Below are 14,434 nucleotides of genomic sequence, written 5' to 3'. Positions count from 1 at the left end.
GCTGAGCCGCGGCGGCGATCCCGAGGGCGATCGGCAGCCAGGCGCCCCAGAGCGCCAGTTCCGCGGACCGGGCGTCCTCCCTGGTCACGGCGGTGGCACTTGCCCGGACGCGGGAGGCCGGCACCGCGTACACGCTGCGGTCGAGCGTCGTGGTGCGAGCGGACGGGAGGCCCCCACCTGTCAGCGTGAGCACGGACCGTTCCGAGCTGGTCGCGTCCAGGACGCCACCCCCGACGCTCCAGAGGGTGACCGTCTGTGACGTGGACCAGTGGGCCCGGAACGGGCCGGGGTTCGTCGACGGGGAGATGCCGACGGGCACGCGGCCGAACAGCCCGACCAGGTCGTCGAGCGTCAGGCTCGACGGCTCACCGCTGGTGCCGCCGCTCGTGGTGGAGCGCCAGCGGTCGGCGGTCGCACCAGCGCGGGTCACGGTGCGGTGGGTCGACGCCGGGAAGTCGACCCGGGCCTCCCGGCCGTGGCCCCGGCTGTTGAGCACGGCGGTCGCTCCGTGGACCTCGGCGGAGACGGACGTGGCGTCGCCGGAGACCGGGACGGTCGAGGGCAGGTGGGCGCCGCCGGTCGGGACGGCGACCGCGAGGGCCGCTGCGGCGACGGCCAGCACGGCGGCGACGCCGATGCGCAGGGCGGGGACGCGCCGCGGAGCCGGACGCCAGGCGCGCGGCCAGACCGAGAGCGCCAGGACGGGCACGACGTACACGACCCAGGCGAGCACCTCGATGACGCGGGGGTCCGGCGGGATGCCGAGCACGCCGGTGACCAGCGCGCCCTGCACGGAGCCGTTCGGGGCGAGCCAGCTGAGGTCGACGGTGCGCTGCTGGCCGATGACGACCCAACCGGCCTCGTGCGCACGGCGGAGGACCGTGAGGACCAGGCCGCCGGCGACGAACACCAGGAAGACGCCCGTGCCGGTGAAGAACTTCGCGAGGTTCAGCCGCACGCCGCCGGTGTAGATGCCGTAGCCGACGACGACCGCCGCGGCGATGCCGATGAGGGCGCCGAGGGCAGCGAGACCGGTGTCGCTCGACGCCTGGAAGGTGGCGAGCAGGAAGACCGAGGTCTCGAAGCCCTCCTTGAGGACCGCGAGGAAGGCCATGCCGGCGAGGGCCCACGCGGTGCCCCGGCCGAGGGCTGCGGTGGCGCTGGCCTCGAGGTCGCTGCTCAGCGTGCGCGCGTGGGTGCGCATCCAGACGATCATGCCGGTGACGAAGACGACGGCGACGATGCCGATCACCGCCTCCATGCCCTCCTGCTGGGCCTGCGGGAGCGCCTGCTCGACGGCCTGCAGCCCGACGCCGACCCCGATGCTCATGAGCACGGCGACACCGACCCCGAGCCACATCGGCGCGAGCGGCACGCGGTTGCGGCGCAGGAACGCGGCGATGATGCCGACGATGAGCGTGGCTTCGAGGCCTTCACGGAGACCGATGACGAGTGTGGCGAGCATGACGAAGGCAAGGTTAGCCTTACCTCACTGCTCCCGTCGAGCGCGGCGGCGTGGGGTTTGATGGTTCTCATGAACCTGCTCTCGGTCGACGGCCTCGCCGCGGTGACGAACGTGCTCGACCTCGCCGGGGTCTTCGCGTCGGCGCTGCTGGGCGGCGCGGTGGCCCGGTCGATGGACTTCGACCTGTTCGGGTTCCTCGTCGTCGGGTTCGTCTCGGGCCTCGGCGGCGGCATGCTCCGCGACGTCCTGCTGCAGAACGGCCCACCCGTCGCGCTCACCGACCCGCTCTACGTGCCGGTCGCCGTGGCCGGTGCCCTCGTCGCGTTCCTCGTGTCGTTCTCCGAGCGCGGGTGGGACCGGCTGTTCACGTTCCTCGACGCCGCCGTCATCGGGTTCTGGGCGGTGGTCGGGGTCCAGCGCACCTTCGACGCCGGGCTGGAGTGGCCCGCCGCGATCATCATGGGGACGATCACCGCGGTCGGCGGCGGGGTCGGGCGTGACCTGCTGCTGCGGCGCGTACCGGCGGTGTTCGGCGGCAACGCCCTGTACGCCTCGGTCGCGGTCGCTGCGTCGGCCGTGATGGTCGGCGCGTCCGCGTTGGGGTCCCCCACGATCGGCATCGTCGCCGCCGTCGTGCTCTCGCTGCTGCTGCGCTGGGGTGCTGTGCGGTGGGGTTGGGGCCTGCCGAACGGCCGCGACTGGCAGCCGCAGTCGACCCTGGCGTCGCTGCTCCGCCGTGGGCGTGGGCTCCGACCGGACGCCGTGCGTCTGCTGCGACGCCCGGGCCGGCGGAACGGGACCGGTCGAGCGCGCCGCGACGAGGACACGCCGACGCCCGAACACTGAAGGCTTGTCAGGTACGGGAGGCGCGGCGTACCATCGATACCGCCGGGGATCGAGTTCTCCGGCGCACCTCGCCCCGGCCACGCAGCCGTGAGTCGGGTACCGGTACGACCCGAACGTGGCGGTACCGACTGCCGTCTCGTCGTCCGGGGTGTGCAGCCGATGGGGGCTCCACCGCGCCGCGCGCGATCAGACGCGCGGTGCGGCAGGCCCCCGGGGCCGCACCGCTCACGCCATGATGGACGTGTTCCACCAGCACATCGGCCCGGCCGGATCTCCGGGCTCCGTCGAACCAGGACCAGATGAGCGACGACGACACCCCCGCCACCAGCAGGACCCCGCGTGCGGAGGTCCGAGCGCGGTTGCTCGCAGCCGGCGCCGACGCGATCGCCGAACGCGGGGTGCACGAGGCCCGGCTCGACGACGTCGCCGCCCGTGCCGGGTTCAGCAAGGGCGCGGTCTACTCGAACTTCTCGTCGAAGGAGGACCTGGTCGCGCAGGTCATGCAGCGCGCGACGAACCTGGTGCTCGGCGCCCTGGAGGACATGGTCGACGCCGACATCCCGGCGGCGGACATCGGGGACGTCGTCCGCGCCGCGTTCGGCCGGCACGACCAGAGCGCCCAGTTCGCGCTGCTGTCGGAGTTCCGCGGGTACGCCCTGCGGCACCCGGAGTCCATGCCCGAGTTCGTCCGCCAGCGCCGGGTGCTGCAGGACGGCGTCGCGCGGCTGGTGCGGCTGTGGTTCGGCGCGCACCCGGAGATCGACCCGGGGATGCCGCTCGACACCTTCACGACGCTCCTCATCGCGGCGAACGTCGGCACCGTGTTCGACGCCCCGGCGCTCGACGACGTGAACCCGGGCGAGGTCGTCGCCACCCTCGTCGAGGCGGTCATCCGGCGCCGCTGACGCGCGCGCTGCTGGCGCTGGCGCTGGCGGCTGCCTGCTGGCTGCTGGCGCCCGTGCTCGCACCGTGCGCGCTCCCCCGCCCCGTGCGAGGTTGACCACCCCGTGCAGGCCCGCAGCGGCGCACCACGTGGGCAAGCTCGCACCAGGCGCGGGTGCCCGCGCGGCGCTGTCCGGGCGGAGGTTTCCACGTCGCTCGGTGACGGATCCGGTTCTCGGCGCCCGAGATTCGCGAACCAGATCCGTCATCGTCGCGGACAGGAGCCGGGGTCCGACGCCGGTCAACGCTGCGGCCGGGAGGCTCCAGCGGCACCGAGGCGACCTCGCACCGTGCGCGCTCCCCCGCCCCGTGCGAGGTTGACCACCCCGTGCGGGCCGACAGCGGCGCACCGTGTGGTCAAGCTCGCACGAGAACCCGCCGCGCACGAGCACCCTCGCGCCTGGCACCCTCACCCACGCCCACGCCCGCGGACGCGCCAGCAGGCACAGCGCGCAACGCGCACCTCGCGCTACGCGGTACGGCGGCGGCGACCCTCGTGTGACCAGGTCGACGCGGGCATCAGGCTCGGCGGGAGCAGGCGCGACCGGACCCGCTGCGGGAGCCGGACGGATGCGTCGAGGGCGACCCGGGCCTCCCGGAGGGTGGCGACGAGGGCTGCCCCGTCGACAGCACCCGACGGCGCGTAGCGCTCCTGGTCGACGGCGTCGACGACCGACTCGAGCAGGGGCAGCACCGACGCCGGCACGCTGGACCGCAGGCGTCCGAGGACCGCCCGCGCCGTCCGCGCCGCAGCCGAGGCATCTCCGGCGTCCGCGACTCCCGGCGCGTAGCCGTGGTCGGCGACGTCGTCGAGCAGTTCGCGCCACGCGGTGACCGCCGGCGCACGTCCGTCGGCGACGGCACCGAGGCGGGAGTGTCGGCGCCCCGCGCGGACGAGTCCGGGGGCGAGCAGGACGGCCGCGGCGATGAGGATGCCGAGGACGATGCCCCACGGGCCGTTCCCCCCGGACCCCGCGCCGCCGGATGCACCGGCCTGGGCGGACGCGCTCGGGGTGGGGCTCGCCGAGGCCGTCGGCGTTGCCTGGTCGCTCGGCGCGGGCAGCGGGGTCTCCGGGTTGGCCGCTGTCGGGCTGGCGGAGGGCTGCGGGGCGGTGGTGGCGGCCTCGTCGGAGTCCGGCGTCGGCTCGAAGGCCACCCAGCCGGCGCCCTTGATGTACAGCTCGGGCCAGGAGTGCAGCTGCCGGTTCGACACCGTGTACTCGCCGTCGACCGCGGCACCGCCTGCCCGGTACCCGACCGCGATGCGCGAGGGGATGCCGAGGGTCCGGGCCATCACGGCCATCGCGGAGGAGAAGTGCACGCAGTACCCCTGGCGGACCTGCAGGAACTTCGCGACGACGTCCATGCTGTCGCCGTCGTAGCCCTGCTCGACCGGGGCCGTCTCGGAGTACGTGAACAGGTCGCTGCGGAACCACTGCTCGAGCGCCCGGGCCTTGTCGTAGTCGGTCTGTCCGCTGCCGGCGACCCGGTCCGCGGTGGTCCTGATGCTCTTCGGCAGGTCCTTGGGCAGCGTCCGGTCTGCGCGGAGCTCACCGCCGGACGGGGTGGGCCACCCGCGGCCGTCGAACGCGGCGAGCCGGCCGGAGGCGTTGACGGCGTCGAGGTACGCGTTCGCGAAGGTCGAGGCGCCGTACACCTCGTACGTCGCACCCCGGCGGGTCGACGGGCCGGTCGAGCGCACGGTGTTCGAGCCGTTCATCCACCGCCACTGGTCGAGCTCGAGGTTCGTCGACTTCGACTCGATCGACACCGCTCCGGACGGCACCGGCAGGTAGTTGCTCGACAGGCCGGTGATCTGCACGGTGACGTCGCCGCGGCTGGCGAGCCGGGGGTTCACGCCGACGGCCCACTGCTGCTGGTCGGCGGTCGGGGCGCCGCTGACGTCGGTCGCCGTCGGCACCCAGTCGCCCGTGCCGAACTCGTCGAGGTCGGCGAGCTTGAGGTACTCCGGCTGCCCGTCGGAGGTGCGGTACCGGAAGACCTCGAGCTCGTTCGGCCGGCGGAGGTCTTGGCCGAGGTTGAGGAGCGTGCCGGGACGACCCGGCAGGATCGGCGACTGGATCGCCCCGGTGACCCCGGACAGCCAGCTCGCGTTCAACGGCACGACGGAGGGCAGGCCGACCGCGACGACGAGGGCGACCGCGCCGACCACCGTCGCCGGCACCGCCCGCTGCACCGGACGGACCGACAGCCAGAGCAGGGCGAGGAACGCCAGTCCGACGACGACCACCAGGCCGGTGCTCGCCGGGGTGCCCGTGACGACGCCCGGCACGATGAGGATCACGAGCGCCGGAGCCGCGGCGAGCGCTGCCGCCGGCGCGATCGTCGCCAGGAACAGCGACGTGGCTGCCACCCACGCGATCGCCACGGTCACGACCAGGCGGATCGGGTCGGTCTGTGGCAGCGGCGCCGGGTTCAGCCGGATCGCCGCGATGGTCTGCCCGAGGGCGCCGTCGCCGTCCAGCCACCCGAGCGGTTGGATGTCGTTCACCAGCGCGGCCAGGCACGACGTCGCGACGAGGGTGGTGACGAGCGCGATGAACCGGACGCCGGCGGGTCGACGACGCACGGTGAGCATCACGCCGACGAGCACGACGACGATCACCAGGGCGGAAGTCCACCAGGCGACGCCCTGCACGAGCGGTCGGAAGGCCAGCGCGGCGATCATCACCGGGACGGGCGCCAGGGCGACGACCGCAGCCGTGGGGGCCGGGCGGTCGTCAGCACGGTCGAGGATCGCGCGCACGTCGACGCGTCGGTCGGAGCCCCGGGCGTCGGGGCGTCCGCCGGGACGGACGTCCTGCGCGGTCATCGGCTCGCCCCGGTCCGAGCGACGGGCACGACGATGGTGCGCCACCCGCCGCGGTCGAGGATCCCGCGGACGACCGGGTCCGGCGGCACGATCGTGGCGAGGATGCCGCGGCTGGACCCGTTCGTCGAGGCGACGAGCGCCGTCGCCTGCTCGACCGTGCAGTGCCCGGTCACGACGGCCGTCATGCCGTGGACGTCGCGGCCACGGACGTCGGGCAGGACGTCGGTGAGCGGGCGGGCATCGCTGCGGACCCGGACGTCGGCGAGCCCGACGAGCACGTCGGTGAGCCCGCCGGCGTCCCCGGTGTGGCGGGTGGCGGTGTCGTCGGTGACGAGCACGACGCGGGACGTCCTGGCGGCGAGCGCCCGTGCGACGCTCGCCGCGACGACGACCGCGTGCTCGAAGGCGGCGTCCCCGCCCAGGTCCGACAGCTCCGCGAGGTCGTCACGGCCGAGGTCCTGGTACGACGAGCGGCGGAGGTCGAGGGCGATGACGGCCTCGGGCGGCTGTGCCTGCGCGGTCTGGCGGACGTGGAGCTCGCCGCGGCGGGCACTCTGCGCCCAGTGCACGCGGCGGATCGGGTCACCGGGGCGGTACGGCCGCAGTTCGCTGTCGTCCGCCGAGCCGCCCTGGCCGACGCGGCCCTCGTCCGCGGACACGGCACCGGCGAGCGCACCGGTGTCCAACGACGAGAGCGCGGTGGACGCGGGGACGACCACCACCTCTTCTGCGGGGACGACCGGGCGGTCGATGCGGAGCAGGCCGAACGGGTCCTCGACGCGGATCGTCACCGGGCCGACCAGGCTCCGACCGCGGTGCATCGCGAGGGCCTCGACGTCGAACACCGCGGGCGGCACGGACGGGCCGACCTGCACGAAGGCCTCGGCGTCGGACACGCTCGCGAAGGCGTCCTCGAGCTGTTCCCGCACCAGGAGGGTCGACCGCGGGCCGATCGGGACCGAGGTGCCGCGCAGCGTGATCCGCTCGCGGTACACCTCACCGACCTGCACCATCGCCCGCGGCGCGGTCCGGCTCCCCCGGAGCGGTGCCGCCACCAGGAACGCCATCGCGACGCCGAGCACCACGAGGACGAGCAGCAGGATCCCCGCGGACACGGCGACGCTCGTGGTCGCGACGAGCCCGCCGCCGATCAGCCCGATGCCGACGGCGATGACGGTCCAGCCTCGGGCGGTCGGCCGTGGGAACGGGGTGCGCCGGAGCATCGACGCACCGCGCCGCGTCCACCGCGTGAGCACCGACTGTGCGGCACCCGCACGGCGAGCGAGCGGTGAGGACGCCTGGGACATCAGGACCGGACGGGCGCCGCGGTGAAGGGCACGGACGTCTCGGAGACGATGCGCACGACGATCTCGCGGGCGGTGTCCTCCGTCGAGCCGCCCAGGCCGCGGGCGACGGGGACGAGCCGGTGGGCCAGCACGACCGGCGCCAGCTCGGCGACGTCGTCGGGCGTCACGAACGGCCGACCGAGCAGCGCGGCGTGGGCCCTGGCGGCCTGGGCGAGGTGGAGCGTGGCCCGCGGGCTCGCGCCGAGCACCAGGTCCGGGTGGGTCCGCGTCGCGCGGGTGATCTCGATGATGTAGGCCTCGACGTCCGGGGAGATGTGGACCGCGTGAACTGCCTCGGTCATCGCCCGGAGGGTGCCGACGTCGACGATGGGCCGCACGGACTCGAGTGGGTCGCGCCCGCCACGGTTGGTGAGCATCCGCCGTTCGGCGTCGACGCTCGGGTACCCCATCGCGATGCGCGCCATGAAGCGGTCGCGCTGGGCCTCGGGCAGCGGGTAGGTGCCCTCCATGTCCACGGGGTTCTGCGTCGCGACGATCATGAACGGCGAGTCGAGCTGCCGGGTGACGCCGTCGACCGTGACCTGGGACTCGGCCATGGCCTCGAGCAGGGCGGACTGGGTCTTCGGGCTCGTGCGGTTGATCTCGTCGCCGATGACCACGTTGGCGAAGACCGGGCCGGGCGAGAACCGGAAGGTGCCGGACGACTGGTCGAAGATGTTCACGCCGGTGACGTCCGACGGCAGCATGTCGGAGGTGAACTGGATGCGGTTCACGGACCCACCGACCGAGGCGCCGAGCGCCTTCGCCAGCACGGTCTTGCCGACGCCGGGGACGTCCTCGACGAGCAGGTGTCCCTGCGCGAGCATCACGGTGAGCGCCGTGCGGATCGCGTCCGTCTTGCCGTCGACGACGGTGGCGACGGCCGACATGATCGCGGCGCCGGCGTCACGCACCCGGTCGACGGGGAAGGCGAGGTCGGGGGCTTCCGGCACGCAGGTCTCCTCGGAGTTGGGATGTCCGCGCATGCTACATCGGCCCGGTGACAGGGACCGGGGGATGTGTCACCGACTCGCGGATCGCGGATGGGTGCCGGACGGGAGGCCCGGATCACCCGTGCGGACCGGCTGCGGCGGGCCGTGCCTCCCGTCCGGTTCGCGCGGTCCGCGCGGTCCGCGCGCCCTCAGCGGGGCAGCGCCATCGTGCCCAGCGACCACATCGCGACGCCGTGCAGCCCGAGCTGCCGGGCCAGTGCCGTCCGCGCGTTGAAGGACCGGGCGTCCGACCAGTGCATGACGCGCCCGTCGTCGAGTCGTGCCGACCACTCGCCGTTCCGGTCGGACCACCTCGCCCGGTCCCCCGCGGTCTTCGCGGCCGCGGCGGGCGTGACCTGCGCGTCCGCACCCGCGCCGCCCCAGACGTAGCCGTACCCGGCGATGCCGAGGTCGATCGTCGAGGGCCGTACCCCCTGGCGCTCCGCCGCCCGTACGACCTCCCGCGCCCAGGGCAGTGCGCCGACCGGTCCCGCTCCGCTCCACGGGCCGTGCTGGTCGTACGTCATGAGCACGAAGCGGTCGACGTGCTCCGTCAGCCCGCGCAGGTCGTAGCCGGTGTCGCGGAACCCGGCGGCGTCGGTCGAGGCCATCACGGCCATCGACACCCGCGCCTGCGATCCGAGCTGGTCGTGCACCGCGGACCGCACCGCCGCGGCGAACGCGACCAGTCCCGGCCGGTCGCGGGCGCGCAGCGACTCGAGGTCGATCTGCACACCGTCCATCCCCGTGCGTGCGGCGAGGCGTGCGACGTCGTCGGCGACCCGCTCCCGGTTCGCCGCCGAGCCGAGCAGCGCCGTCCCGATGCGCGGGGAGAAGTCCCCGAGCGCCGACGAGTAGTTGCTCACGAGGAGCTCGGTGGCGGCCCCGCGACCGGATGCCGTCCCGGACAGTGCCGCGATGCCCGCGGGCGGTGAGTTCAGCCCTCGACCGTCCTCGGCGATCGTGACCCCGTCGATGCCGATCGTGGCGACGTGCGGCGCGGCGGCGGACACCCGGGAGGTGGCAGCACCACCGGGTTCGGCGTAGGCCTCGACCGCGAGCGCCTGGCCGGTCCGGGCATGGGCGACCAGGGCGCCGCCGAGCACGACGGCGACCAGGACGACGGCGGAGGACACCAGGACAGCGCGGCGGGACACGTCGTCACGGTAGCGGTGTCGGTCGTCCAGCCGCGGCGGTGTGTCGGTGGCCCGGCGGGATGTCGGTCGCCCGGCGGGATGTCGGTCGCCTGGCGGGAAGTCGGTCGCCCGGCGGGATGTCGGTCGCCTGTGCGTCGTGGATGTACGGCGACTACCGTCAGTTCCAGGTGACCCAGGACCTCGGCCGCCGGAACGATGTCATCGTCCGCAGCCAGACCGGAAGCACCCATGCAGTCACCGTGCACACGCACTCGCAGTCACGTCGTCCCCGTCGGGACCGTGACGGCACCGCTGTGCTGCGGTCGCTCCACGTGGTCCTCGCCGAGGTGCACCCGATGAGCCTCCGCGACGGCATCCTCTGGACCGAGACCGACGACGGCCGCTGGGAGGGCTCCTCCGGGGCCGACCTGGTCGGTGTCGTGTCGTGGTCGGACCGCTACTCCGTGCACTCCACGGGTGGCGAGGTCAACGGCCAGCACAGCACGCTCGACAGCGCGAAGGCGCAGCTCGAGGGCTGGATGCGCTGGATCGACTCGACTGCGGGCTGATCCGCTCCACGAACGTGGAAACGCCCCCGTCGTCGTGACGGGGGCGTTTCGTCGTGCGGGTCGTGCGGGTCTTGCTCAAGTGCGGAGACGGAGGGATTTGAACCCTCGGTCCCCTAAAGGGGACTCCACCTTAGCAGGGTGGTGCACTCGGCCGAACTATGCGACGTCTCCATGCGCCCTCGCAGACGCACACACCACCATACAGGAGGACGCGGGGCCGCTCGACCCCACGTCCTGAGCCGGAATCCGCATCACGACCACCGGTCCCCCGAAGTGGGGACGCATCGGGGTTGTCGGGGCGTACCCCGGTCGTTAGTCTCATCCAGACGCGGCATCACATTCCGGGGTTCGTCCCCGTCGTCGCGACACAGCACCCAGCATCACTCCCCGACCCGGCACGGCTCCCCAGTGTCCGGCACCCGTCGGGGCGTGACCGGAACGGGGACGTGGCCCAGGCCGCGTCCCCGTTCCTGCGTTCCGGGCGGGCACGCACGCGCCTCCGGGCGGGTACCGCTACGAGCCGAAGGCCTTCGAGCAGGTCTGCTGCGCCGCCGACTGCCCCTGCAGGCCGTCGAGGGTGTCGGCCGTGGCGGGAGCGTCGGGCGTGACGGTGGCCGCCGGCGTCCCGGGTGTCGAGGCCGCTGGCGTCTGCGCGGCCGGGGGCTGCGCGGTCGGGGTCGAAGCGGTGGGGTCCGGGGCACCCGGAGTCGGGTCGGCCGGGCTCGGGTTGGCCGGGGCCGACTCGGAGCCGATCCCGGTGCTGCCCGCCCCGAACGAGAACGACTCGTCCGCCTTGATCCTGGCGAAGAGCTCGTCGGCCAGCTCGGTCGTCGGCTGCACCTTGCCCTCGTAGACGCCCGTGCCACCGGTCGTCCCCGGGTACTGCACGAAGTTGACCCGCTCGAGCGGCAGGTCCTGCAGCGCCCGGCCCATCCCGACCAGGGTGCGCGGGTCGTTCAGGCTCTCGGACAGCTGCATGTTCGACGCCGCGGCCCGGGCGAGCTTGTACAGCGTCGTCGGCGAGGTCAGGGTGCTGTTCGCCCGCACGGTGCGGAGCAGCGAGGACAGGAAGACCTGCTGGCTCGAGATGCGCCCCAGGTCCGACCCGTCGCCCACGCCGTGACGGGTGCGCAGGAACTCGAGCGCCTGGGACCCCTGCAGTGTCGTGGTCCCCGCGGGCAGGTCGAGGCCGGTGTAGCGGTCGTGGATCGGCGAGGCGACGCAGACCGGAACGCCGCCGATCGCGTTCGACATCTCGATGACGCCGTTGAACGACACCGCCGCCGAGTACTGCACGTCGAGGCCGGTGAGTCCCTGCACGGTCTGCACCACGCAGTTCAGCCCACCCTCGCCCCACGCATCGTTGATCGGTGCTGCGGCCCTGGCCGGCGTCGACCCGGACCCGTCGGGCTTCGCGCATGCCGGGATCGGCGTGACCAGGTCCCGCGGGATGCTGACGGCGGTGGCGTTCGTGTGGTCCGCGGACACGTGCACCAGGATGTTCACGTCGTTGAGCGTCGCGTCGCGCTCCCCGTACTGGGTGCCCTGCTCGGGGTCGTTGTCGGTCCCCACGACGAGCATCGTGAACCCGCCCTCGAAGGCACTGAGCGTCGGACCGGCCTGCTGCTGCGGGCGCGGTGCCGCCGACTGCCCCTGGATGCGCACGCCCTCGCCGAAGTCGTCCGTGACCTGCTTCGCCGCGATCGCCGCGACGGACGCCGTGCTGACGAGCGCGACGGCCACCGCACCGGCGAGCACCTTCGCGGCGGTGCTGAACGGCCGGTGCCGACGGAGGCGTCCGTGTCGGGCGATCCCGTCCACCCGGTTGAGGCGGTGGGATCGGTCGCGGACGTCGTTCACGGGCACTCCTGTCGTCGGCGGACTCGGCAACCGGGACAGCCTGCCACAGGCCCGACTTGCGGTTCCGTGTGCGCCGGCCGCGTCGGCGACGGTGGTCCGTGGTCCGGGGTCACCCGCCGGCGGCCACCGCGCAGGTCTTCTGGGCTGCCGTCTGCCCGGTCACACCGGACATCTCGCGCGGTGACGCCGAGGGGGTCGATGCCGCACGGGGTGCCGTCGCGGTGCGCTCCGATGGCGCCGGTGCCGCAGCGGGGGCGTCCGTCCCCGCGGCGGGGGTCTCCTCGGTCGCACCGCGTCCGGTGGCACCGGCGTCGAGGCTGAACGGACGATCAGCACGGACCGCGCGGATCAGCCGGTCGGCGGTCGCCCGGTCGGGGACGACCTTGCCCGGGAAGGCCGGGTCGTCCACACTGCCCGGGTACTGCACGAAGGTGATGTCGCCGAGGTCGATGCCCTCGAAGGCGCGGGCGATGTCGACCATCGTCGAGGGCTTCGCGAGCGAGGTCGACAGGGTGATGTTCTGCGACGCGGCCTTGGCCAGGCCGTAGAGCTTCGCGGGGTCGCCGAGCGTGCCCTCGTGCTTGACCTTGCGGAGCAGTGAGGACAGGAACTGCTGCAGGCTCGAGATCCGGGAGAGGTCACTGCCGTCGCCCACGCCGTGCCGGTCGCGGAGGAACGCGAGGGCGGTCTTCCCCGAGACGGTGTGCTCCCCCGCCGCGAGCTGCAACCCGGTGTACGGGTCGTCGACCGCGTCGGTGACGCACACCGGCACCCCGCCGACGGCGTCCGACATCCGGATCACCCCGGCGAAGCTGACCTGGGCTGCGTACGGGACGTCCATGCCCGTGGTGTGCTCGATCGTCGAGACGACGCAGTCCATCCCGCCGCGGCCGTACGCCTGGTTGAGCGGGGTGTCCTGCACTGCGGGCGCACCGCTGCACGCCGGCTGGTCGAGGACCAGGTCGCGCGGGAAGCTGATCGCCACCGCATGGGTGTGGTCGGCGGAGACGTGCAGCAGCACGTTCGAGTCGTTGAGCGTGGCACCGCGGTCGCCGTACGCGGTCCCCTGCGACGGGTCGTTGTCCGCGCCGATCGCCAGCACGTTGAAGGCCCCCTCGGTCGATGCCACGCCGCTGCCGACGTCGACCGCACGCTGCTGGAAGCCGTGGCCCACGTCGTAGGCCGCGTAGGCGGAGAGTGACGTGGCGCTCATGACGGCGACCGCTGCCGCGATGCCGACGCCGCTGACCAGCTGACTGACGCCGAGGTCACGACGGCCCCGACCGTGGCGGGCTCCGCTGACGCGGAACCCGGGTCCGGAGACGACGGACGGACGGCGTCTGGGGTCGAGGACGTCGTCGAAGGCGGACTGTGGACCGTCGGGATCGGTCACGGGTGGGCTCCCTCCGAGCAGCCCCGGGCACGGGCCGCTCGCCGGGGGACGATACCCGAGCAGGTGCCCGCCGCCGGGGACCCGGGTCGGCTCGGCGTGCCTCGTTCGGGGGCCACAGAGGACCCCTGCCCGTCAGCTCCCGCGATGCTCCCACCACGGCATCACCGGGCCCACGCTCACGGCGTCATGCGGACTCCGCTGCTCGGAACCGGTCCGGGAGGGCGATCAGACACTCCCCGAGCGCCCGCACCGCCTTGGCGCAGTCGTCGAGGTCGTCCCGCACGGCCGCCGCACGCGCACGCTCGACCAGGTCGAGGCGGTGGCGTCGGTCGACCACGGCGTCGATGCCGTTCGCTGCGGCGACGTCGTCGGTGTAGAACATGTCGAGCACGGGGCGCTGCACCGCCAGCCAGTCGGCGCTGACCGTGGCGCCGGACCGCCGGAGCAGCCAGGACCCGAGCTCGACGAAGGCCCCGGCCTCGGTCATGCAGTCGCGGATCCAGAACGGGTCGAAGCGCTCGGCCGACCGCGCGCCGGGCATCGGCGGGGCCGCGAGCATCGTGCACCCGAGCCGGATCCGCTCCTGCATCTGGTCGAGCGACCAGTGCGCGATGACCACCCCGACGTACCGCTGCACCGACACGAGCCGGAGCGACTCGAGCGGGACCAGGGCTTCCCGCACGGGCGTCCGGGAGACCCGCATGTCGTCGGCGATGGCGTCGAGGCGGAGACGCTGCCCCCGCCGGTACTCCCCCCGGAGGATCCGGTCGAGCAGCCACGTGAAGACCGCGTCCCGCAGCAGGCTGCGCCGCACCCCGAGCGGGTCGGGGCCACCCAGCCCCGACATCGCCGCGCGGTCCGTCTGCAGTCCCCGCGGAGCCGGCTGCGGGATGGGCGCAGTCGCAGTGTCGTCGTACCCCATGAGCCCACCGTCACGCACGGCGGACCCCGCCGAGTGTGGTCCGTGGTGATCGGTGGACGAGTCCGCCGATCGGTGCCCTGTGGAGGGCACGGTGCCCGTCTCGCATCACTGCACTCCCGCCGTCCGGGAC

Annotated in this window: 11 protein-coding genes and 1 tRNA gene; 3 read left to right on the top strand and 9 right to left on the bottom strand. The window is 73.7% G+C overall.

Features of this window, described 5'->3' with window-relative positions; translation table 11 throughout:
* On the bottom strand, positions 1 to 1,465 hold a 1,465-nt coding region (gene efeU / locus OXR63_RS02720), incomplete at its 3' end, for an iron uptake transporter permease EfeU (RefSeq protein ID WP_267419880.1).
* Positions 1,466 to 1,534: 69 nt separating this feature from the next.
* Here efeU and OXR63_RS02715 point away from each other — a divergent pair.
* Together OXR63_RS02715 and OXR63_RS02710 are read left to right on the top strand one after the other, a co-directional pair.
* Positions 1,535 to 2,311, top strand: coding sequence for a trimeric intracellular cation channel family protein (locus OXR63_RS02715; RefSeq protein WP_267419879.1), 777 nt, complete (start codon positions 1,535 to 1,537; stop codon positions 2,309 to 2,311).
* 299 nt (positions 2,312 to 2,610) lie between these two features.
* Positions 2,611 to 3,216 carry a TetR/AcrR family transcriptional regulator gene (locus tag OXR63_RS02710; protein WP_267419878.1) on the top strand — a complete coding sequence of 202 codons (606 nt, stop codon included), beginning with the start codon at positions 2,611 to 2,613 and terminating at the stop codon, positions 3,214 to 3,216.
* A 506-nt stretch (positions 3,217 to 3,722) separates the two neighbouring features.
* Here the strand turns inward: OXR63_RS02710 and OXR63_RS02705 are convergent.
* The 4 genes from OXR63_RS02705 to OXR63_RS02690 all read right to left on the bottom strand — a co-directional run bounded on the left by OXR63_RS02705 (position 3,723) and on the right by OXR63_RS02690 (position 9,581).
* The gene (locus OXR63_RS02705) at positions 3,723 to 6,086 is read right to left on the bottom strand and encodes a transglutaminase family protein (RefSeq protein ID WP_267419877.1); all 2,364 of its coding nucleotides are present in this window, start codon (positions 6,084 to 6,086) and stop codon (positions 3,723 to 3,725) included.
* Positions 6,083 to 7,309 (bottom strand): DUF58 domain-containing protein, encoded by a 1,227-nt coding sequence (locus tag OXR63_RS02700; protein WP_267419876.1) that lies wholly within the window; start codon positions 7,307 to 7,309, stop codon positions 6,083 to 6,085. The genes OXR63_RS02705 and OXR63_RS02700 overlap by 4 nt, the downstream gene beginning before the upstream one ends.
* Before the next feature lie 83 nt (positions 7,310 to 7,392).
* Positions 7,393 to 8,418, bottom strand: a complete 1,026-nt coding sequence (locus tag OXR63_RS02695; RefSeq protein ID WP_374116053.1) for an AAA family ATPase — start codon at positions 8,416 to 8,418, stop codon at positions 7,393 to 7,395.
* Between the two features lie 155 nt (positions 8,419 to 8,573).
* A complete protein-coding gene (locus OXR63_RS02690; RefSeq protein WP_267419875.1) occupies positions 8,574 to 9,581 on the bottom strand; it encodes a glycosyl hydrolase family 18 protein in 1,008 nt (335 codons plus the stop codon).
* A gap of 239 nt (positions 9,582 to 9,820) precedes the next feature.
* Here OXR63_RS02690 and OXR63_RS02685 point away from each other — a divergent pair, with 239 nt between their 5' ends.
* Complete coding sequence (locus OXR63_RS02685; RefSeq protein WP_267419873.1) at positions 9,821 to 10,129, top strand: hypothetical protein; 309 nt, start codon at positions 9,821 to 9,823, stop codon at positions 10,127 to 10,129.
* An 82-nt stretch (positions 10,130 to 10,211) separates the two neighbouring features.
* Here the strand turns inward: OXR63_RS02685 and OXR63_RS02680 are convergent.
* The 4 genes from OXR63_RS02680 to OXR63_RS02665 all read right to left on the bottom strand — a co-directional run bounded on the left by OXR63_RS02680 (position 10,212) and on the right by OXR63_RS02665 (position 14,304).
* A tRNA-Ser gene (locus OXR63_RS02680) sits at positions 10,212 to 10,300 on the bottom strand.
* A gap of 342 nt (positions 10,301 to 10,642) precedes the next feature.
* Complete coding sequence (locus tag OXR63_RS02675; RefSeq protein ID WP_267419872.1) at positions 10,643 to 11,989, bottom strand: LCP family protein; 1,347 nt, start codon at positions 11,987 to 11,989, stop codon at positions 10,643 to 10,645.
* A gap of 109 nt (positions 11,990 to 12,098) precedes the next feature.
* Positions 12,099 to 13,382 (bottom strand): LCP family protein, encoded by a 1,284-nt coding sequence (locus OXR63_RS02670; RefSeq protein ID WP_267419871.1) that lies wholly within the window; start codon positions 13,380 to 13,382, stop codon positions 12,099 to 12,101.
* A gap of 184 nt (positions 13,383 to 13,566) precedes the next feature.
* Positions 13,567 to 14,304 (bottom strand): GntR family transcriptional regulator, encoded by a 738-nt coding sequence (locus OXR63_RS02665; RefSeq protein ID WP_267419870.1) that lies wholly within the window; start codon positions 14,302 to 14,304, stop codon positions 13,567 to 13,569.
* Positions 14,305 to 14,434: the final 130 nt, after the last annotated feature.

The organism is Curtobacterium sp. GC_Cur_3 (assembly GCF_026544205.1).
GTDB lineage: Bacteria > Actinomycetota > Actinomycetes > Actinomycetales > Microbacteriaceae > Curtobacterium.
This window is presented reverse-complemented; position numbering and strand designations above follow the sequence as displayed.